The organism is Enterobacter cloacae complex sp. SHL021, from assembly GCF_049237765.1.
Classification (GTDB): Bacteria; Pseudomonadota; Gammaproteobacteria; order Enterobacterales; family Enterobacteriaceae; genus Enterobacter; species Enterobacter cloacae.
The window spans coordinates 139,566-159,571 of sequence record NZ_JBMKJG010000008.1; the positions used below are offsets into that span (position 1 = coordinate 139,566).

Consider the following 20,006-nt stretch of genomic DNA (forward strand, 5'->3'; position numbering starts at 1 on the left):
GTGCGCGCCATTTACCCGGCAAATTTCAGCAGCGCTTCTCCATCCAGGCGATAGCGCACCCACTCGGACTGCGGGAGCGCGCCAATGCTCAGGTAGAAGTCGATTGCCGGCTGGTTCCAGTCCAGTACGCTCCATTCCAGACGACCACACTGGCGTTTTACGGCGAGCTGCGCGATATGTTTCAGCAAGGCTCTTCCCGCGCCTTTACCGCGATGATCCGGGGATACATACAGGTCTTCCATATAGATACCGTTGCGGCCAAGCCAGGTTGAATAGCTGGTGAAGAACACGGCATAGCCAGCGATCTTACCTTCATACTCCGCGATCAGCGCTTCGGTTTTACTGTCTGCGCCAAAGAGGGTTTCGCGGATCTCGTCCGGCGTGGTGATCACTTCTTCCGGCGCTTTTTCATAGACCGCCAGCTCATAAATCATGGCGTAAATAGCCGCCGCATCCTCGGGGCGGGCCTGACGAATGGTAATGCTCATGTTATTTCCTGCATGTTTTGCGATTGATGGCGCTAAGCATACGGAGTATTGTCCGAAGAATTAAGTGCAATGAAATCAACAAATGATGAATATTATGCATCCGGCCCTGAAACGCCTTGATTTAAACCTGCTGCCCGTTTTCGACGCCATTTACCGTCACCGTTCGGTTCGCCTGGCCGCCGATGAGTTAGCGATGAGCACATCGGCACTGAGCCATGCGCTGTCACGTTTGCGAACGACGCTGAATGATCCGCTATTTTTCCGGGAAGGGCATCGCATGTCACCCAGCGTGTATGCCACACAGCTCGCGCCGTCCATTGCTTCTGCTTTGTCGTTTCTTAATCATGAGCTTACCCCGCAGCCGGAGTTTGAAGCGGCCAAAAGTAGCGAGAGCCTGCACATTGCGATTACGGATTTTACCGCGCTTTGCATTTTCCCGGCCCTGATGCACACGTTGCAGGATGCCGCGCCGGGTTTGCGTTTTGAATTGCGCTATCTGCCACACAGCCCCGCGCTGACGGAGCTGCTGGCGGGCGAAGTGGATCTGGCGCTCGGTTTCAGCACGGCGGAGGAGATCCGCCATCCTGAACTGGAGGAGATAAGCTGGTTTGAAGATGAGTATGTGGTCATCAGCAACGCAAGCCGGACGCGCCTGACGCTGGAGGATTATCTCGCGGCCCGCCATCTGGTGGTCACCCCCTGGAATGAGAAGCAGGGCGTGCTGGATTTACGGCTGGAGGAGTTGGGCTATACCCGGCACATTGCAATCAAAACCCCGTCAATGCTCAGCGCACCGTTTATCGTTGCGCAAAGCGATCTGCTGATGGCCATTCCCCGGTATGCAGCCGAAAAGCTGAAGGCGGCCGTGAATATCAACATTTTTACCTTACCGTTCTCCATTCAAAAATTTGACGTGAAAATTTACTCCCATAAACGCAGCGGTCAGCGGGGCGCAACCCGCTGGCTGAAAGAAGAGTTGCAAGCGCTGGCGCAACAGGGTGATAAATGATTAATGAATATATTGTCTGAAATATGAACGCGCACCTGCCGCAAGTCATTGGCAGGCGCGCGGGGGCCGTAACTGATAGGGTTTCAGTTAGTATCTCAGTAAAATATATGTTAAGCATGCGGTCCCTGTAACAGGGGGCAGCGGATCCAAAAGTTAACTTATTAAATGACTAGCTATCGCGGGGCACTCTTATTATCAAAGGGGTTGTCTCAAATCCGTGCGGGCATTTGCGCGCATTGCAATGCTCAGCGTATGAGCAGTCTTCAGAATCCAGGTTTTTATTAAAAGGACAGGCCATTTTGTTTTTTATTTCGTCCCACAGGTTCTCATTGTATGGCGAGACGTTATAAAGGGATATTTGGTTGAACACGCCATTTACAAAAATTCCATTTTTTGTTGTATGTATTCTGTCTCCGGGCAAAAGATAGATGTCACTCTCGTACCAAATTATTAATCTTAATAATTTCAAACCAACAATGTGCGAATAAACGATTCCTGTGTTAGGGCAAATGACAGAACTTAATACTCGCCACGACATCATACTCTTCTCCATAAGATATTTTTACCTGGATTTAGGTTTAGCACGTGATCAGACATCGATCAATCTTGTAACTCATTGATATTGATCGTTATTTTAAGGTGTTTTGATTTTTCTCTATATATAACAATGGCTTGCGCAATATGGTTTCGATAATTATTTTGAATTATATATCTTACATCAAAGAGGAGTGGTTTGATTTTGACCGTTTACAGATTCTGAACGCCAAAAAATAAGATTTCGTAGAAGCCTTTATTATTAAGGAAAATTTAATCATGGCGGAAACCATTTCATTTCAACCTGTTACCAGGTTTAAGGTTTAGAAGGTTTTTTGAATTATTATCAATGCTGCTTATCGATTCCAGCGAATAAAGGGTACTGGTGACGCTTTTTTTTGGCTTAGCCATAGAAAATGGCTTAATTCGAATGTAGAGGCCAGCATTTCAAAGAGAAATTATTCAGAATTACTTATGTATGATAATGCGATTCAAGAGCCTGATAACCCTATGAAAGCTGTTGTTTACATAATGTTGCTTTAAAAGGTACCATACCCCCCTATAGTATCAGGAGGCCGTATGCCGCACTCACCCGAAGATAAAAAACGTATCCTCACTCGCGTTCGTCGCATTCGGGGCCAGGTTGATGCCCTTGAACGCGCGCTGGAGTCGGGCGACCCCTGTCTGGCCATCCTGCAGCAAATTGCCGCCGTGCGCGGCGCTGCCAATGGCCTGATGGGCGAAATGGTCGAAATTCACCTCAAAGATGAGCTGGTAACGGGGGAAACCACGCCGGATCAGCGAGCCGTGCGCATGGCAGAAGTCGGCCATTTGCTGCGCGCTTATCTAAAATAAACCCACACACCACACAATAAGGGAAGACACTATGAAATCTCGCGCAGCCGTCGCATTTGGCCCTGGCCAGCCGCTCAAAATCGTTGAAATTGACGTTGCTCCGCCGAAGAAGGGCGAAGTGCTGATCAAAATTACCCATACCGGGGTGTGCCATACCGATGCCTTTACGCTGTCGGGCGACGATCCGGAAGGCGTTTTCCCGGCGGTGCTCGGCCATGAAGGGGGCGGTGTGGTGGTGGAAGTGGGCGAAGGCGTGACCAGCCTGAAGCCGGGCGACCACGTGATCCCGCTCTACACTGCAGAATGCGGCGAGTGTAAGTTCTGTAAATCCGGTAAGACCAACCTCTGCCAGGCGGTTCGCGCCACTCAGGGCAAGGGCCTGATGCCGGACGGTACCACCCGTTTCTCCTATAACGGCGAACCGGTTTACCACTACATGGGCACCAGCACCTTCAGTGAATACACCGTTTGCGCGGAGATCTCACTGGCGAAGGTGAACCCGCAGGCGCCGCTGGATAAAGTCTGTCTGCTGGGCTGCGGCGTCACCACCGGGATTGGTGCAGTACACAATACGGCGAAAGTGAAAGAGGGCGACACCGTGGCGGTGTTCGGTCTTGGCGGGATTGGTCTGGCGGTGATTCAGGGCGCGGTCCAGGCGAAGGCCGGGCGGATCATCGCGGTGGATACCAACCCGGAGAAATTCAAACTGGCGGGTGAAATGGGCGCGACCGATTTCGTGAACCCGAAAGATCACGAAAAACCGATTCAGGAGGTCATTGTTGAGATGACCGACGGCGGCGTGGACTTTAGCTTCGAATGTATCGGTAACGTGAACGTGATGCGTTCTGCGCTTGAATGCTGCCACAAAGGCTGGGGCGAGAGCATTATCATCGGCGTGGCCGGTGCGGGCCAGGAGATCAAAACCCGTCCGTTCCAGCTGGTAACCGGGCGCGTATGGCGTGGCTCAGCGTTCGGCGGCGTGAAAGGGCGCACGCAGCTGCCGGGGATGGTTGAAGATGCGATGGCCGGGAAAATCCAGCTCGATCCGTTCATCACCCACCGTTTACCGCTTGAGCAGATCAACGAGGCGTTCGATCTGATGCATGAAGGTAAATCCATTCGTACCGTCATTCATTTCGGCGACAAGTAACTCTTCTGCCAGCGGTTTTTCGCCGCTGGCGTTTCTTTAATAATCTTCTCTAAAGTGTGACCAGTGCGGCGTTTTTAGCCGTAATCTAAATCTCAGCCGTGCCGATGACTATTTAACAGGCGTGTTTTTACGCATCTTACCTACAAGAGAGTCGACGGTCATGGACAACACTACTTCGATGCCAGCGCAGCGCAAGCTGGGCTTCTTGCATCACATCAGGCTGGTTCCGCTGTTTTCCTCCATTCTCGGTGGCATTATTCTGCTATTTGCCTTGAGCGCAGGTCTGGCGGGGTATTTCCTTTTACAGGCCGACACCGATCAGCAGGATGTCACGTCTGAAATTCAGGTGCGTATGGGGCTGTCGAATAGCTCAAACCATCTGCGAACCGCGCGTATCAATATGATCCACGCCGGGGCGGCGAGCCGTATCGCGGAAATGGATGCGATGAAGCAAAACATCGCTGAGGCGGAAAAACGGATCAAACAGTCTCAGGAAGGGTTTAATGCCTATATCAATCGCGCGGTTCGTACGCCTGAGGATGAAGCGCTGGATGCCGATCTGAAAACACGCTATGACGCCTATATCGCAGGCCTGCAGCCGATGCTTAAGTATGCTAAAAACGGCATGTTTGAAGCCATCATTAACCATGAAAACGAAAGCGCCCGCCCGCTGGATGACGCCTACAACGCCGTGCTGCTGAAGGCGATAAAGATCCGCACCGAGCGCGCGAACGCCCTGACGGTTAAGGCACACAGCCGCACCCAGCTGGGCCTGATGTTTATGGTGGGGGCGTTTGCCCTGGCGCTGGTGCTGACGGCCATGACCTTTGTCGTGCTGCGTCGCACGGTGATCACCCCGCTGCAGCGCGCCGCGAAACGCATTGAAAATATCGCCAAAGGCGACCTCACCATGCCGGACGATGTGGCCGGACGCAGCGAAATTGGCCGCCTGACGCGCGACCTGCAAACCATGCAGCACTCGCTGGAGAACACCGTTGGAACCGTGCGTCAGGGGGCGGAAGAGATCTATCGTGGCACCAGCGAAATCTCCGCAGGCAACACCGACCTCTCTTCCCGTACCGAGCAGCAGGCGGCTGCCATTGAGCAGACGGCAGCCAGCATGGAGCAGCTCACCGCAACGGTGAAACAGAACGCCGATAACGCGCACCATGCCAGCAAGCTGGCGGAAGATGCCTCCGGTAAAGCCAGCCGTGGCGGCCAGATGGTCTCCGGGGTGGTTAAAACCATGGGCAATATCTCTACCAGTTCGAAGAAGATCTCTGAAATTACCGCCGTGATTAACAGTATCGCCTTCCAGACCAATATTCTGGCGCTTAACGCGGCGGTAGAAGCGGCGCGTGCGGGTGAGCAGGGGCGCGGGTTTGCCGTGGTGGCAAGCGAAGTTCGTACTCTGGCAAGCCGCAGTGCGAATGCCGCCAAAGAGATCGAAAGCCTGATCAACGAATCCGTTTCGCTGATTGACCAGGGCTCGGGCGAAGTCGTCGCCGCCGGTAATACCATGAATGAAATCGTCGAAGCGGTTAAACGCGTCACGGACATTATGCTGGAGATCGCTGCCGCGTCTGATGAACAGAGCCGTGGTATTGAGCAGGTGAGCCAGGCGATTTCTGAGATGGATAAAGTGACCCAGCAGAACGCCTCGCTGGTGGAAGAGGCTTCCGCCGCGGCGGCGTCGCTGGAAGAACAGGGCGCGCGTCTGACCGAGGCGGTGGGTGCGTTTCGACTGAGCGGCGCGAAGCAAGGTCGGGCGGCAACGTCTGCGCCAGTGGCGAAGAATGCGCCGCTGCGTCCGGCGGCAGCGGTTTCCGGGGATAACTGGGAGACGTTCTGAGTGGCGTGTTGTGTCGGGTGGCGGCTTCGCCTTACCCGACCTACAAATAAAAAGGGACCTTTCGGTCCCTTTTTTCATCGCTTACTTTTTATCGGGTAACGCATACGCGATAACGTAATCACCGCGATCCGGTGACTGGCGGGCGCCGCCAGCGTTAATAATGATGTACTGTTTACCGGTTTTCGGTGAAACGTAGGTCATCGGCCCGGACTGGCTGCCGACCGGCAGACGGTCTTTCCAGATCTCTTTTCCGGTGGCGGTATCGAACGCGCGCAGGTAGAAATCCTGAGTGCCGGCAAAGAACAGCAGGCCAGACTGGGTGGAGAGTGACGCGCCAAGGGTTGGCATCCCGATAGGGATCGGCATATGCATGCGAATACCCAGCGGGCCGGTATCTTCCACGGTGCCCACCGGCACCTGCCACACCAGCTTGCCGGATTTCAGGTCAACCGCGGACATCGTGCCAAACGGCGGTTTCTGGCACGGAATACCCAGCGGTGACAGGAAACGCTCGCGCATGGCGCCGAACGGCGTGCCGTCCATGGGCACAATACCCATCTCAATCCCGCTGGCGTCTTTCGCCACGCTGGCACGCGGTACCATGTAGTTGGCCAGACCCAGGCGCATATCGTTGACGAACATCAGCCCGTTGTTCGGATCGACTGAGACGCTGCCCCAGTTCATCCCGCCCAGTGAGCCAGGGAACTGCAGGGAACGATCGAGACCCGGCGGGGTAAAGACCCCCTGATGGCGCATCTCTTTAAACTGAATGCGGCACAACAGCAGGTCGACAGGCGTCGCGCCCCACATATCGGACTCGGTCAGGGTCTGGTTGCCAATCATCGGCATACCGACGGAATACGGCTGTGTCGGGGAGTAGCGTTCGCCCTGCACGTTACCCGCCGGGACCGGCCGTTCTTCCACTTTCGCCACCGGTTTGCCGGTTTCGCGGTTGAGCATAAAGATCATGCCCTGTTTACTGGTCTGCACCAGTACCGGCGTGGTTCCGCCTTTACCGTCTGGCAGATCGTACAGCAGCGGTTGAGAAGGCAGATCGAAGTCCCACAGGTCGTGATGGGTGGTCTGGAAATGCCAGCGGACCTGGCCGGTGGTGGCGTCAACGGCAACGATGGAGGAGCTGTATTTATCATCCAGCGCGGTGCGTTCTCCGGCCCAGAAATCTGGCGTGGCGTTACCGGTTGGCAGGTAAATCAGGTTCAGTTTTGCGTCATAGGACATTGCAGACCAGACGTTCGGTGTACCGCGCGTGTAGGTCTGGCCTTCCGGCGGCAGGCCGGTCAGGTTCGGATTACCCGGATCCCACGCCCAGGCCAGTTTACCGGTATGAACGTCATAGGCGCGCACCACGCCCGGCGGTTCGCCGGTGGAGAAGTTATCCGCCACGCGTCCGCCGACCACCACCACGTTTCCTGCCACCAGCGGCGTGGAGGTTTGCTGATAGTAGCCCGGTTTTATCTCACCCATACCCACGCTCAGATCCACGGTACCTTTGTCACCAAAGTCTTCGCAGGCTTTACCATTATCGGCGTTGATGGCAATCAGGCGGGCATCGGTGGTGGGCAGGAACAGACGGCGCGGGCAGGCGGCGGGCTGCGCATCTGTCTGTGACGTTGTCACGTTTTGTGAATCTTCAAAATAGCCCAGCCCACGGCAGCGCTGCCAGTTCGGGGCCGTGGCTTTGGCGTCGTAACGCCACCTCTCTTTCCCGGAATCCACATCCAGCGCCAGCACTTTGCTGTACGGCGTACAGATGTAGAGCGTGTCGCCAATCTGCAGCGGCGTGTTCTGGTCTTCCGCACCGGAGCCGTTGCTCTGAGGGATATCCCCGGTATGGGCAACCCACGCGACTTTCAGCTCGTTAACGTTCTGCTTGTTGATCTGGTCGAGGGCCGCAAAACGATCCCCGTGGGTGGTGTTACCCCAGTGTTCCCAGTTCTTCTGCTGTTCGCCAGCCGCGACCGGTTTCACCGGCACCGGCTCATTCGCCGCCACCAGCGTTTGGGGTTTAAACATCCAGCCCAGGCTGACCAGCATTGCCACGGCGAGCAACGCCGCCACGCTAAAGGCCGGGCCTTTTTTCACCGGCGTCGCACGGTTTGCCGCACGCAGGAACGGCCAGACGAGGGCACACAGGAATGCCAGAAACGCAAAAGTGAAGAGGCGTGAGAAGAGCGGCCAGAAATCCCAGCCGGCATCGCTTACCGCCCAGAACAGCGACGCGATAAACGCGATGCCATACAACACAATCCCGCTGCTGCGGTTGATGAAAATCAGGATCGCGGCAATCACCATTACCACGCCCATGATCAGGAAGTATCCACTTCCGCCTACGGTGACGAGTTTAAAACCCAACCCGCCAACGGCCAGACCGACGATCGCCATCAGTCCGGCAAGGAGCCACTGCAGGATACGGGGTATCCCACGTGGCGCGCTGCCAAATGCCATCTCTTTCTCCTTAAGATCCCCCGCTGCACAGCACGACAACGTGCCGGAAGTGTACCAGGTGGGTAATAAATGCAGTGGGAATAATGATTAATACGCTTGAATTCGGGGTTTATAAAACATTTACGAACCATTTGGTGAATTCGTCGCTATGATAAAACTGTTAAATTGTTTTGCGCAATTGTTAATAAATGATTTCGCATTAAATGATTAGAACGCAGGAATGACCCTCGCCCCGGGGGAGAGGGTCAGGGCAAGGGGAAAGGAATCAGGCAGGCATCGATTTACGTATCGCGCTCAGCAGCGTCTGTGCACCTGAGGAGAGCGGCGTATCAACGCGGGTTAAAATGCCAATCGGTTCGCCGGCGCCGGGCGAGGTCACCGGCAGTGCGGTGAGCGTGCCCTGGCGTAAATCATCTTTAACCGCACCGGAGGGGACGAACCAGACGTAGTCATAATCCACGGTAAGCTGGCGTGACAGGGAAGCGGACAGGGTTTCAATACAGCCTGTCGGCAGCGTACAGCCCTGCATCTGCAGTAACGTTTCGGCATTTTGCCGTGGAACCGTACCTTTTGGTGACACGACCACCGGCCACTCCATCACCCGGCTTAGGGTTACCGTATCCTGCAACAGAGGATGGTTGGGGCGTACCACCAGCTTCAGGGATTCCAGGAACAGCAGTTCATAATTCAGACCCACCATCAGTTCAGGATCTGACATCCGTCCGATACCCAGATCCAGCTCGCCGGATTTCAGCCCCGCAAGCAGCATGGTGTTATTCATGGTGGCGACCTGCAGGGTCGTATGTTTTTGCTGTTTGTGAAACTGACCGATCACCGGCGGCAGAATGCCCAGCGCCGCCGTGGGCAGGGCACCCACACGGACAATCTCGTGCGTCTGCTCTTCTTTACGGTTTAACGCCTGTCCGGCGGTATTGAGCGCATCAAGCACTTTGACTGCATGGGTCAGAAACTGCTCGCCGACCAGGGTCAGTTGTGCGCCCAGACGGCCGCGATCGAACAGACGGGCACCGGTCAGTTGTTCCAGCTCGTTAAGCGTTTTTGAGAGAGCAGGCTGGCTCAGGTTAAGGGTTTCAGCCGCACGCCCCAGCGTTCCCTGTTGAGCGACGGCCACAAATGTATGCAAATGGCGCAAGCGTATGCGCTGACTGAACAGACCATTTTTTTCCATAGGCGATGTTAAAAACAGAGCGATGCGGGTGACAAGCTAAGTTGTTTAATTTTGATAACTTGATAGCAAAATATTTTTAACATTTGATCTGTTTGAGTTACAACATGTTTTTGGCGGGGGGCTGAACGTCCTTGTTCATTTATTGCACATTCGGGGAGGGAAACGTTAAATCACGCCATCACCGCCGTCGGAACACCATACCTGGCCGGTCGTAAAGGAACACTCATCTGACGCCAGAGTGACGTATAAAGGTGCAATCTCCACCGGCTGGCCCGGACGGCCCAGCGGTGTGTCACCCCCAAACTGCTTCACTTTCTCCATCGGCTGGCCGCCGCTGGATTGCAGCACCGTCCAGTAAGGCCCGGGAGCCACGGCATTAACGCGAATGCCCTTCGGCCCAAGCTGTTTGGCAAGGGATTTGGTAAACACCGCCAGACAGGCTTTGGTCTGGGCATAGTCGAGCAGAACAGGGCTGGGTTTTACCGCCTGCACCGAGGAGGTGTTAATAATTGCCGCAGGGGCTTTCAGATGGCGAAGCGCTGCTTTGGTGATCCAGAACGGGGCATAAACGTTGGTTTTAAACGTGGCATCGAAATCTTCGGTAGTGAGTTCTTCCAGCGATTCCCGATACTGCTGGCGACCGGCGTTGTTCACCAGAATGTCCAGTCCGCCAAGTTTAGCCACCGCTTCTTCCACCAGGTTCTGGCAGAAGGTTTCATCCCGGACATCCCCCGGCAGCGCGACGGCGTTGCGGCCTTCGGCCTTGATCAGGTCGATAACCTCTGCGGCGTCTTTCTCTTCTTCAGGCAGATAGTTAATGGCGACATCGGCGCCTTCACGGGCGTAGGCAATGGCCACCGCGCGGCCGATACCGGAGTCACCGCCGGTAATCAGCGCTTTTTTGCCCGCCAGACGGCCGTGGCCTTTATAGCTCGTTTCCCCGTGATCGGGAACAGGTTGCATCTCAGAAGCCAGTCCTGGTGGCGTCTGCGGCTGTTCCGGGAAAGGGGGTTGCGGATAAGCGTTCGTACGTTGTTGAGTATCACTCATAGCTGACTCCTTAAGCCAATAGGTGAGTTAGGATGAAAATACAGCGTTAACGCTTCGCTGAGTTATTTCTGCAGATGATCGACACGTACAACGGAAGGCGATGACTTTTTATCAAGCGAACCGTTAATGCTGATCATCTGGTCTGGTTTGACTGTTCTGCCGTCAAAAACTGCTTTTGGGATAATAACGTCGATTTTTCCGGATTTATCCTGAAATACATACTTATCGCCGCTACCGTCAATAAGGTTGCCGCGCAGTGAAATGGTCGCGCCATCATGCATTTGTTTCGCCTGGTCGATGGTCATAATACGGGCATCATCGGTGCCGCGATAACCGCTATCCAGCGCATGCGGAGGGGGCGGCGCTTCACCCTTTTGTAACCCGCCGTTATTATCAGCCCATGCGGTTGGCACCATAAATATTAAAAAAGCGGAAATAAGTGATAATTTCATCTGATATCCTTCATTTAAGGTGTCTTGACTTATTAAGTATTGTTGCTATTCCTTTATGTGGCAAATGTGATAAGTCTTAAAAACATTCGCCATACAAAACAGAACGTTTGGTAAATAAGCGAAACGGTGATAGCTACCATGAATGATAAAAATGAAAAGTTACCCGGGATAAATGAGAGTTATCGCTTGCTGAGGTTTGAATATGCATTTCGCCAGGTCGGATTTATTGTGTTACTGAGTATTATCATCGCGGCGATTGCCGGTCTGTTTTCAAGTGGGATAGTGAGTGACACGGAGAAAACCAATTCTGCAAAAAACCTGACCCTCAACTATGAGCGCTTTGCGCGACGGCAAACGGAGTCGCGACTTCAGCTGACCTTTCCGGTCAACAGCGAGGGCAAATACACCGTGAGCATGACCAGCGAGAGCAGCGACGCCTACGAGCCGGGCAGCGTCTGGCCGCAGCCAGACAGCATGTACAGCCGCGGGAACACGCTCTATTTTGTCTATAATCATCTTGAAAAATCGCCACATTTTGCGGTCTGGCTGTTCATTACCCCGACCAGAGGCGGTAAATGGCACAACGTCATTCGTGTAAACAACCTGCCGGATATTCCTTTCTGGCAATTTATTTACCCTTAGGAGGCTGCCATGGATATGGTTTTTAGGGCGTTGGCGATTTACCTGTTTCTGGTGGTGGTCTTCAAAGTGGCCGGACGACGTGCGTTGCTGCAGATGACCAGCTTTGACCTTATTCTCCTGTTAATTATCAGCGAAGCAACCCAGCAGGCCCTGCTGGGGGAGGATTTTTCGGTCACGGGCGCAATGATAACCATCACCACGCTGGTGGTTGTGGATATTATTTTTGGACTGATGAAAAAGTATTTTTCGCCGGTGGAGAATATCCTGGATGGCACGCCGGTAATTCTGGTTGAGAACGGCGTGCCCTTAGCAGATAAACTCAAAAAGGTCGATGTTTCATGTGATGATATTCTGGTTTCGGCCCGGCAGAATAATGGCATTACAAAGTTAAGTGAAATTAAATATGCCATTCTGGAACGCAATGGCCATATTTCCATTATTCCTGAGAAAAAATGAGAGGCCTGATGATGAGCAATCTATACCACGACAACACCATTACCGTGGCTGAACTGACCAAAAAACTGGCGAGCAGGTTAATCGATGCAGGGCTTCGCTTAACAACCGCAGAATCCTGCACCGGCGGGAAGCTTTCGGTGGCGCTCTGCGCGGAAGAGAACACTGCCGATTTTTATGATGTGGGGCTGGTCGTCTTCAGCGATAGCGCGAAGGAGAGGATCCTGGGCGTAAGCCCGGAAACCCTCGCGCGGTTTACCGCCGTCAGTGAACAGACCGTCACCGAGATGGCGGCCAGCATCCGCGACATTGCCCAGGCCGATGTCAGTATTGCAATCAGCGGGTATGCCGGGCCGGAAGGGGGAGAAGACGGCACGGCGGCGGGGACCGTGTGCTTCGCCTGGAATATCGGCGGAAAGACGGAAACGAGCAGGGTGCTCTTTTCCGGCGACTGTCAGGACGTGGTGGAAAAAGCGGTGCATTACTCGCTGGCTGAATTAGTGACGAAATTGTCGGGCTGAAATAACGCGGAGGTTTTATGGCTGTGATGGTCATTACTGGCGGGACGGCGGGCGTGGGGAAAGCCACGGCGCTGCACTTTGCAAAAGCGGGCTACGATGTGGGCATTATTGCGCGCGAGGAGACAAGCCTTCACTCGACCCAGGAAGAGCTACGCCGTTTTGGCGTCAATGCGTTGGCCGTGCAGGCGGATGTGGCCGACAGTCAGGCGGTGGTGGATGCCGCCAACGAAATTGAGTATCGCCTTGGGGCGATAGATGTGTGGGTCAATAATGCCATGGGGGCGGTGCTGGCGCCGTTTCGGACCATGACGCCGGATGAATTTCGCCGCGTCACAGAAGTCACCTACCTTGGCTACGTGAACGGTACCCGTGCCGCGCTGGAACTGATGGTGCCGCGCGATCGGGGCGTGATTATTCAGGTTGGCTCCGCGCTGGCCTACCGCTCCATTCCTCTGCAGTCCGCCTACTGCGGCGCCAAAGCCGCGATCCGGGGCTTTACCGATGCGGTGCGTACCGAGCTGATGCATGAGAACAGCCGGGTGCAGCTCGCCATGGTCCAGATGCCGGGGCTGAATACCCCGCAGTTTGAATGGGCACGGAATAAGTTTGCCTGGGCGATGCGCCCGGTTCCGCCGGTGTTTGAGCCGGAAGTGGCCGCGAGTGCCATTTTCAGGGTGGCGCAAAAACCGGTGCGCGAGCTGTGGGTGGGCAGCAGTACCATCCAGTCGATTGTCGGCCAGTTCCTCTTCCCCGGCTTTCTTGATCGTCTGATGGTGAAAAAGGCCTGGGAAGGGCAGATGACCGACACCCTGAACGCAGAAGACCGGCGGGATTATCTCGACCAGCCGGTCAACGACCTGCATAAAATCCACGGCCATTTCTCCGCTGAGGCGAAAACGCGCGCCAGCGCCGTCTCCTCCGGCGCGCCCGGGAAAGTGCTGCTGGGCTCCCTGGCCGTCGCAGGGATTGTGCTCACACGCCTGATGCGCGGCCGCAAAAAGTAGTCAGCGCAGCGCGCTACGGTTTGTCCAGAACCAGCGATAGCCGTAGCCGCCTATATCCAGCTCAACGGTTTTGCCGCAGACCAGCGCATCCTCGTAGCGTTTGTCTGCCAGGCAGGCGGTCCAGGTGGCGTGGCGGATCCCTCTGGCGGTGAAGGTCACCGGTTTATCGCTGAAATTAACAAAGGTAAGAATGCTGCGATCTTCAGCCTCGTAGTAAATCCCCAGCACTGCATCATTATCGATGGCGATAAGATGAAACGGCGCCACGGCAATCTCCGGGAATTCAGACCGGGTGTTGGCGATATCGATAATCCGGTGCAGCAGTGAGTTGCGGTGCAACAGCGAATCCGCCACGTTAATTTTCTGATAACGATAGGGCCCGTGGTCAATGATGGGCGCGATAAAGCTCTGCGGGTCTGCGTCAGAGAAGCCACCGCCCTGAGAGGGCGCCCACTGCATGGGCGTACGCACGGCGTAACGCTCTTCTAAATCCAGATCATCACCCATGCCGATTTCATCCCCGTAGCGCATAACGGGCACCCCGGGCAGGGAGAACAGCACGGCGTGGCAGAGCGCCAGCCGCTTCTGGTCGCCATTCAGCATCGGCGCCAGGCGACGGCGGATCCCACGCTGGTACACGTTCATCTCTTCATCCGGGGCGAACGTGTCGAGGACGAACTGTTTATCCTTTTTACCGATCCCCTCCAGATCCAGCTCGTCGTGGTTACGCAGCCAGTTGGCAAAGCAGCAGGAGTCCGGCGGGACGATCATTTTCTTCACCGCGTTGCGCAGCGGGCGGGCGCTTTTCCTGGCCAGGCTCACGTAGAAATATTTGTTAAGCCAGAAGTTAAGCACCAGATGCAGGCGGTCGTTATTGCCAAAATAGTCCTTGTAGGCTTCCACCTCTACGTCAACTTCCCCGAGCAGGATCGCCTGCGGGTTATGTTGGGTAATCAGGCGGCGCAGGTGCTCCAGGATCCACAGCCCCTTTTTCTCGTCACCGCCTCCGGCCTGGGTGGTGAGATGCGACGCGGCATCCAGACGGAATCCCGATACGCCAAGCTTGAGCCAGAAGAGGATAATGTTCTCTATCTCTTTAATTACCGCAGGTGAGGTGAGGTTGAGATCCGGCTCGTGGCGATAAAACATATGCCGGTAGTATTGGCCCGCCTCGTCATCCCATGTCCAGATGCTCTTTTCCACGCCGGGGAACATCGGAGGCGTATCGTCATCGTCATTATCTGACCACAGATAATAGTCGCGAAAGGGGGATTTCGGGTTGCGCCGGGCCTCCTGAAACCAGGGGTGGGCGTCCGACGTATGCTGGATCAACAGCTCGATAATGACCTGCATCCCCAGCTCACGTGCCTGCTCAATAAAAGCGATAATATCCGCCAGTTTGCCGAACCGGGGATCGACCTGCAGGTGGTCGCTGACGTCATACCCTTCGTCCAGAAAAGGGGTAAGGTAAAATGGGGTGATCCAGATTACTGTCGCCCCCATGCGGCGTATATATCGCAACTTGGCCGTTATTCCGGCGATGTCTCCGCAGCCATCGCCGTTTAAATCGTAAAACAGTGCCGTATCAATTTGATAAATAATGGCCCGTGTATGCCATCCTGCCATCCTGCACCTCAGTGGTAACCTTCTGTATCAGAAACTTTTCCCCGGAAGACGTAGTAACTCCAGGCGGTGTACACCAGGATCACCGGAATAATCAGTAACGTCCCCACCAGCATAAAGAGCTGGCTGGCGGGCGGGGCCGCGGCATCCCACAGGCTAATGCGCGGCGGAATAATGTTCGGCCACAGGCTGATGCCCAGTCCGCTAAAACCGAGGAAGATAAGCCCAAGCGTCAACAGGAACGGACGCGCGTGGCTGGCCGGGTTGCGGGTCAAGCGCCAGATCCACAGGCTAAATACGCCTACCAGCAGAGGCACCGGCAGGAACCAGAAGAAGTTAGGCAGGGTAAACCAGCGCTCGGCCACGTACTGCCAGCCGAGTGGCGTCCAGATGCTCACCACCGCGATGACGACAATCAGCGCCAGCAGCACGTGGCGGGTCAGTTCGCGCATGCGGTTTTGCAGTGCACCTTCGCTTTTCATGATAAGCCACGTGGTGCCCAGCAGCGTGTAGGCCACCACCAGCCCGATACCGCAGAACAGGTTGAAGGGGGTCAGCCAGTCGAGGGCAGACCCCACGTAGCGTCGGCCTTCTACTTCAAAACCGTTGATCACCGCGCCGACCACCACGCCCTGGCTGAAGGTGGCGAGTAGCGAGCCTCCCGCAAAGGCATAGTCCCAGAACTGGCGGTGAGAGGGCGTCGCTTTGAAGCGGAACTCAAAGGCGACACCGCGAAAGATAAGACCGATCAGCATGGCGGTAAGCGGAATGGTGAGCGCATCGATGATCACCGCATAGGCCAGCGGAAAGGCGCCAAACAGCCCTGCGCCGCCCAGCACCAGCCAGGTTTCGTTGCCGTCCCAGACGGGGGCCACGCTGTTCACCATCACGTCGCGCTCTTTAGCATCGCCCACGAAGTTAAACAGCAGACCGATCCCCAAATCAAAGCCATCCATGATGATGTACATCAGGGTGGCGAAGACGATGATGGCAAACCAGATAACCGAGATATCGACGCCCATCAGATTCTCTCCTCTTCCGGAACAGACTCAGCGGCAGACAGCGGACGGGCGGGAGTGCCCGAGGTGTTTGAGGTTAGCGTGTCCACCGGCTGTGGTCCTTTCTTAATCAGACGCACAAGGTAGACATAGCCCACGCCAAACACCGAGCAATAAACGACGATGAAGGCCAGCAGGCTGATGCTCATCTGCAGCGTGCTATGCAGAGAGACCGCGTCGATGGTGCGCAGATAGCCGTAGACCACCCACGGCTGGCGACCCACTTCGGTGGTCACCCACCCGGCGAGCAGCGCCAGCAGACCGGCAGGCCCCATACAGAGGGCAAACCAGTGGAACGGGCGCGAGTGATACAGCCGGTGGCGATAGCGTAGCCACAGGCTCAGGACGCCGAGGGCGATCATCAACAGCCCCATGCCAACCATGATGCGGAACGACCAGAAGACGATGGTGGAGTTCGGGCGATCTTCTTTCGGGAAATCTTTCAGCGCGGGGACCTGTTTATCCAGACTGTGGGTGAGGATCAGGCTGCCGAGGGCCGGGATCTCAAGCCCGTATTTGGTGCGCTCCTCTTCCATATCCGGCAGACCAAACAGCAGCAGCGGGGTGGCTTCCCCTGGCGGATTTTCCCAGTGCCCCTCGATGGCGGCGATTTTGGCAGGCTGATGTTCAAGCGTGTTCAGGCCATGCATATCCCCGACTACGGCCTGAATGGGGGCGACCAGCAGGGCCATCCACATGGCCATCGAGAACATTTTGCGAATGGCGGGCGTGTCGTTGCCGCGCAGCAGGTGCCAGGCCCCCGACGCGCCCACAAACAGCGCACTGCACAGGAATGCGGCAATGGACATATGGATCAGCCGGTACGGGAAAGAGGGGTTGAAGATGACGGCCAGCCAGTCTTCAGGGATCACCTGGCCGTTCTCAATGGTGAAGCCCTGCGGGGTGTGCATCCAGCTGTTAGAGGCGAGGATCCAGAAGGTGGACATTAGCGTACCCAGCGCCACCATGCAGGTTGCGAAGAAGTGCAGTCCCGGTCCAACCTTGTTCCAGCCGAACAGCATTACGCCGAGAAAACCGGCCTCCAGGAAGAAAGCGGTTAATACCTCGTAGGTCAGCAATGGCCCGGTGATGCTGCCTGCAAACTGAGAGAACCCGCTCCAGTTGGTGCCGAACTGATAGGCCATGACCAGCCCGGACACAACGCCCATACCAAAGTTGACGGCAAATATTTTGAGCCAGAAATGGTACAGGGAGCGCCAGACGTCGTTTTTGGTACGCAGCCACATCCCTTCGAGCACCACCAGATAGCTGGCAAGCCCGATGGTGATCGCCGGGAAGAGAATATGAAACGAGACGGTAAAAGCGAACTGAATTCTCGCCAGATGAAACGCGTCGAGTTCGAACATGGTCCGTACCTCTGGAACGATGGGGCACGAGAATTACCAGGCAGCGGGAGCTGCCTGGCAAAACCGGTTACGGTTTTTTCTTACCGGCGCCTAGCTCGGCACCTGTTAACGGGTCGGCGTTCGGATCGGATTTTGTGCGAGCAGACATCGCCTTGACGAGCGTAGCCTGTTCGGTCGAGAGCGTCACGCTTGCACTCCCGTCTCCACCGTCAACCGCAGGTTGGGGGGCCTCAACGTAGTCGAAATGCTTATCGCTGTTCCAGCTTCCGCGGACCTCGCCACCTTCAGACATATTGTAGTACTTGTTGGTGAATTCCTCGATTGGCGGCAATTTCCCCGGCGGGAAATTATTGCGAATAGACTGAAGCGCCTTCTCGAAGGAGAGCTGGTGCGCCGCCTCTCGCGTCATCAGAAACGCCAGTGCATCTTTCACCCCGGGATCGTCTGTCACGTTGATCAGACGCTCATAGATGATTTTTGCCCGCGCCTCTGCGGCCACGTTCGAGCGCAGATCCGCCGTGGGTTCACCAATGGTATCAACATAGGCCGCCGTCCAGGGCACACCCGCGGAGTTAGTGAGCGGGGTACCGCCGCCGTAGAGCAGGGAGGTGATATGGCTGTCGTTGCCGTTTTCGGTCATGGACCGGTACAGCTCGGCTTCGTTCTCTACCCCTTCCGCCAGCGCGCCTTTGGCCCCTTTATTCAGCATGCCGACCAGCGTCCCGATGATTTCAAGGTGGCTCAACTCTTCGGTCGCGATATCCATCAGCATATCTTTACGGCCAGGATCGTCATCACTCAGGCCCTGGGTGAAGTAGCGGCAGGCGGCCGCCAGTTCACCCTGCGGCCCGCCAAATTGTTCCAGCAGAAGATTGGCGAGGCCGGGATTCGGATCAGCAACGCGAACCGTGTATTGCAGCTGTTTGACGTGTCGAAACATACACTCTCCTGTGGTTTATTTTTTCGCTTCGACACCTGATGCATCAGAACGCAGCAGGAACTGTTCCGTCGTTTGCGGAATATGACGAATCAGCCAGTCGGCCATCTCGCGCTCTTCGGCGAGAATGGTTTCAATGGCGGGTACAGAGGCGGTGTCGCCCGCTTTTTTGGCCGCGGCCAGCAGGGAGGTGTAGCAGGCAATTTCGAACTGTTCGAAAACATAGCCGCTGATGGAGCCTTTAACAATCTCATCGGACGGGAACATGCCGCCGATGGACTGGCCGAGCGCAGCCATTTTGCTCATTGAGTCTTTTAAAACCGAACGAGAAATATCATTACGATCGAGGATTTCCTCCAGCAATGTGATTTGCCGTTTTGTCTCATTAAGGTGCTGCTCAATACGGGCGCGAACATCAGGATAATTTTCAATACGGCTGGCCATCGATTCCAGCATTGATTCGGCTTGCTTTTCCATTGCATGGGCATCGCGTAGCCAGTCATGGTAGTGTTCTACGTGATTCATATTTCGTTCCTCATTATAGGTTCGCTTATTTGGTCTCACTTTCAGCAGCCTGATCGGCACGTGCGGCACTGTAGCCAGATAAATGGCCGACAATATTGGCGTAAATACTGATGATAATGACCCATAGTACGCTATTTTTCCACCATATTACGGAAGGGATAGCAAGAATGAACCATATTATAGCTGCCGTTAAATGGCACCGTTTAATTGTCCTGGGACTGATGCTAATTATATTTAACCTGTGTTATAGCGTCATTTTTGCGCTTTTTGGTTAATATTTCCTACGGCCAGGTCGGTGAGTTTAAGATCGGTTTCTTTTTCTTCTTCCAGTGTTTCGGCAAGAAGTTTAACGGCTTTTTTATAGCCAAGTTGTTCTGCTAATGTGGCAAGGGTACCGTAACTGGCAATTTCGTAATGTTCCACTTTTTGCGCAGCGGCAATTAATGCTGCATCACGGACTTCATTTTTTTCTGTGCTTTCGATGACCTCATTGGCCTCTTCAATTAAGCCTTCCATTGCCACACATTTCATTCGCTTAAGCTTAATACCGTCTTCCTGTTCGATAATCTGATCGATACGCTCAATCTGACCCTGCGTCTCCTCAAGGTGGGCGGTGAAAGCCGCGCTGAGCTTTTCACTGGAGGCGGCACGGGCAAGTTTGCTCAGGGCTCGGGTGAGCTGTTTTTCCGCGCTGTAGGTATCGGACAGTAGATGAATAAAAACATCCTCGATACTTTTCATATTCATATATTTTGCTCCGGTTAAAACGTTAAGGGAACTGCGAGCCTTTCGGCCCGCAGCATGCTCTCTGGTATTACTGAGACAGTTTAA

The 20,006-nt window shown here is 55.0% G+C and carries 21 protein-coding genes; 8 read left to right on the forward strand and 13 right to left on the reverse strand.

The annotated features are described in order from the left end of the window. Window positions 1-11: 11 nt before the first annotated feature. Window positions 12-488 carry a GNAT family N-acetyltransferase gene (locus ACOTZF_RS10250; RefSeq protein ID WP_040020818.1) on the reverse strand — a complete coding sequence of 159 codons (477 nt, stop codon included), beginning with the start codon at window positions 486-488 and terminating at the stop codon, window positions 12-14. Between the two features lie 82 nt (window positions 489-570). Between ACOTZF_RS10250 and ACOTZF_RS10255 the strand changes: the two genes are divergently transcribed. Further along, the gene (locus ACOTZF_RS10255) at window positions 571-1,497 is read left to right on the forward strand and encodes a LysR family transcriptional regulator (RefSeq protein WP_129317601.1); all 927 of its coding nucleotides are present in this window, start codon (window positions 571-573) and stop codon (window positions 1,495-1,497) included. Between the two features lie 169 nt (window positions 1,498-1,666). On the opposite strand, the gene iraM is transcribed toward ACOTZF_RS10255, so the two are convergent. Continuing rightward, the gene (gene iraM, locus ACOTZF_RS10260) at window positions 1,667-2,050 is read right to left on the reverse strand and encodes an anti-adapter protein IraM (protein WP_306295019.1); all 384 of its coding nucleotides are present in this window, start codon (window positions 2,048-2,050) and stop codon (window positions 1,667-1,669) included. Window positions 2,051-2,610: 560 nt separating this feature from the next. On the opposite strand from iraM, the gene ACOTZF_RS10265 reads away from it, so the two are divergent. From ACOTZF_RS10265 to ACOTZF_RS10275, 3 genes are all read left to right on the forward strand, one after another. Continuing rightward, a complete protein-coding gene (locus tag ACOTZF_RS10265; protein WP_013096678.1) occupies window positions 2,611-2,886 on the forward strand; it encodes a metal/formaldehyde-sensitive transcriptional repressor in 276 nt (91 codons plus the stop codon). Window positions 2,887-2,917: 31 nt separating this feature from the next. After that, window positions 2,918-4,036 carry an S-(hydroxymethyl)glutathione dehydrogenase/class III alcohol dehydrogenase gene (locus tag ACOTZF_RS10270; RefSeq protein ID WP_023619503.1) on the forward strand — a complete coding sequence of 373 codons (1,119 nt, stop codon included), beginning with the start codon at window positions 2,918-2,920 and terminating at the stop codon, window positions 4,034-4,036. Window positions 4,037-4,196: 160 nt separating this feature from the next. Continuing rightward, window positions 4,197-5,888: a methyl-accepting chemotaxis protein gene (locus tag ACOTZF_RS10275; protein WP_129251657.1), complete on the forward strand. Its 1,692-nt coding sequence runs from the start codon at window positions 4,197-4,199 to the stop codon at window positions 5,886-5,888. 81 nt (window positions 5,889-5,969) lie between these two features. Here ACOTZF_RS10275 and ACOTZF_RS10280 read toward each other — a convergent pair whose 3' ends face one another. The 4 genes from ACOTZF_RS10280 to ACOTZF_RS10295 all read right to left on the reverse strand — a co-directional run bounded on the left by ACOTZF_RS10280 (window position 5,970) and on the right by ACOTZF_RS10295 (window position 11,045). After that, window positions 5,970-8,354 carry a glucose/quinate/shikimate family membrane-bound PQQ-dependent dehydrogenase gene (locus tag ACOTZF_RS10280; RefSeq protein WP_129317602.1) on the reverse strand — a complete coding sequence of 795 codons (2,385 nt, stop codon included), beginning with the start codon at window positions 8,352-8,354 and terminating at the stop codon, window positions 5,970-5,972. Window positions 8,355-8,619: 265 nt separating this feature from the next. After that, window positions 8,620-9,543, reverse strand: coding sequence for a LysR substrate-binding domain-containing protein (locus ACOTZF_RS10285; protein WP_014831860.1), 924 nt, complete (start codon window positions 9,541-9,543; stop codon window positions 8,620-8,622). A 165-nt stretch (window positions 9,544-9,708) separates the two neighbouring features. Then, window positions 9,709-10,593 carry an SDR family oxidoreductase gene (locus tag ACOTZF_RS10290; protein WP_013096673.1) on the reverse strand — a complete coding sequence of 295 codons (885 nt, stop codon included), beginning with the start codon at window positions 10,591-10,593 and terminating at the stop codon, window positions 9,709-9,711. Between the two features lie 62 nt (window positions 10,594-10,655). After that, window positions 10,656-11,045 carry a YdeI family stress tolerance OB fold protein gene (locus ACOTZF_RS10295; protein WP_013096672.1) on the reverse strand — a complete coding sequence of 130 codons (390 nt, stop codon included), beginning with the start codon at window positions 11,043-11,045 and terminating at the stop codon, window positions 10,656-10,658. A 138-nt stretch (window positions 11,046-11,183) separates the two neighbouring features. Here ACOTZF_RS10295 and ACOTZF_RS10300 point away from each other — a divergent pair, with 138 nt between their 5' ends. Genes ACOTZF_RS10300 through ACOTZF_RS10315 form a run of 4 tightly spaced genes read left to right on the forward strand, consistent with a single transcriptional unit; the run spans window position 11,184 to window position 13,665 of the window. Next, the gene (locus tag ACOTZF_RS10300) at window positions 11,184-11,687 is read left to right on the forward strand and encodes a hypothetical protein (RefSeq protein ID WP_129251660.1); all 504 of its coding nucleotides are present in this window, start codon (window positions 11,184-11,186) and stop codon (window positions 11,685-11,687) included. A 9-nt stretch (window positions 11,688-11,696) separates the two neighbouring features. Continuing rightward, window positions 11,697-12,143 carry a DUF421 domain-containing protein gene (locus tag ACOTZF_RS10305; protein WP_013096670.1) on the forward strand — a complete coding sequence of 149 codons (447 nt, stop codon included), beginning with the start codon at window positions 11,697-11,699 and terminating at the stop codon, window positions 12,141-12,143. An 11-nt stretch (window positions 12,144-12,154) separates the two neighbouring features. Next, window positions 12,155-12,661 (forward strand): 2-oxo-tetronate isomerase, encoded by a 507-nt coding sequence (locus ACOTZF_RS10310; protein WP_028027876.1) that lies wholly within the window; start codon window positions 12,155-12,157, stop codon window positions 12,659-12,661. A gap of 17 nt (window positions 12,662-12,678) precedes the next feature. Then, window positions 12,679-13,665 (forward strand): SDR family oxidoreductase, encoded by a 987-nt coding sequence (locus tag ACOTZF_RS10315; protein ID WP_020688581.1) that lies wholly within the window; start codon window positions 12,679-12,681, stop codon window positions 13,663-13,665. On the opposite strand, the gene ACOTZF_RS10320 is transcribed toward ACOTZF_RS10315, so the two are convergent. From ACOTZF_RS10320 to ACOTZF_RS10350, 7 genes are all read right to left on the reverse strand, one after another. Continuing rightward, on the reverse strand, window positions 13,666-15,291 hold the full coding sequence (locus ACOTZF_RS10320) for an alpha-amylase family protein (RefSeq protein ID WP_062934432.1): 1,626 nt from the start codon (window positions 15,289-15,291) through the stop codon (window positions 13,666-13,668). 8 nt (window positions 15,292-15,299) lie between these two features. Continuing rightward, window positions 15,300-16,310 carry a cytochrome d ubiquinol oxidase subunit II gene (cydB, locus tag ACOTZF_RS10325; protein ID WP_020688583.1) on the reverse strand — a complete coding sequence of 337 codons (1,011 nt, stop codon included), beginning with the start codon at window positions 16,308-16,310 and terminating at the stop codon, window positions 15,300-15,302. Then, window positions 16,310-17,713, reverse strand: coding sequence for a cytochrome ubiquinol oxidase subunit I (locus ACOTZF_RS10330; protein ID WP_013096665.1), 1,404 nt, complete (start codon window positions 17,711-17,713; stop codon window positions 16,310-16,312). The genes cydB and ACOTZF_RS10330 overlap by 1 nt, the downstream gene beginning before the upstream one ends. Window positions 17,714-17,780: 67 nt before the next feature. Further along, entirely contained in the window at window positions 17,781-18,653 is an 873-nt protein-coding gene (locus ACOTZF_RS10335; protein WP_129317604.1) for a manganese catalase family protein, read from the reverse strand. Window positions 18,654-18,668: 15 nt separating this feature from the next. After that, complete coding sequence (locus ACOTZF_RS10340; RefSeq protein ID WP_013096663.1) at window positions 18,669-19,175, reverse strand: ferritin-like domain-containing protein; 507 nt, start codon at window positions 19,173-19,175, stop codon at window positions 18,669-18,671. Between the two features lie 25 nt (window positions 19,176-19,200). After that, window positions 19,201-19,404 carry a hypothetical protein gene (locus ACOTZF_RS10345; protein WP_013096662.1) on the reverse strand — a complete coding sequence of 68 codons (204 nt, stop codon included), beginning with the start codon at window positions 19,402-19,404 and terminating at the stop codon, window positions 19,201-19,203. 23 nt (window positions 19,405-19,427) lie between these two features. Then, a complete protein-coding gene (locus ACOTZF_RS10350) occupies window positions 19,428-19,922 on the reverse strand; it encodes a ferritin-like domain-containing protein (protein ID WP_014831873.1) in 495 nt (164 codons plus the stop codon). Window positions 19,923-20,006: the final 84 nt, after the last annotated feature.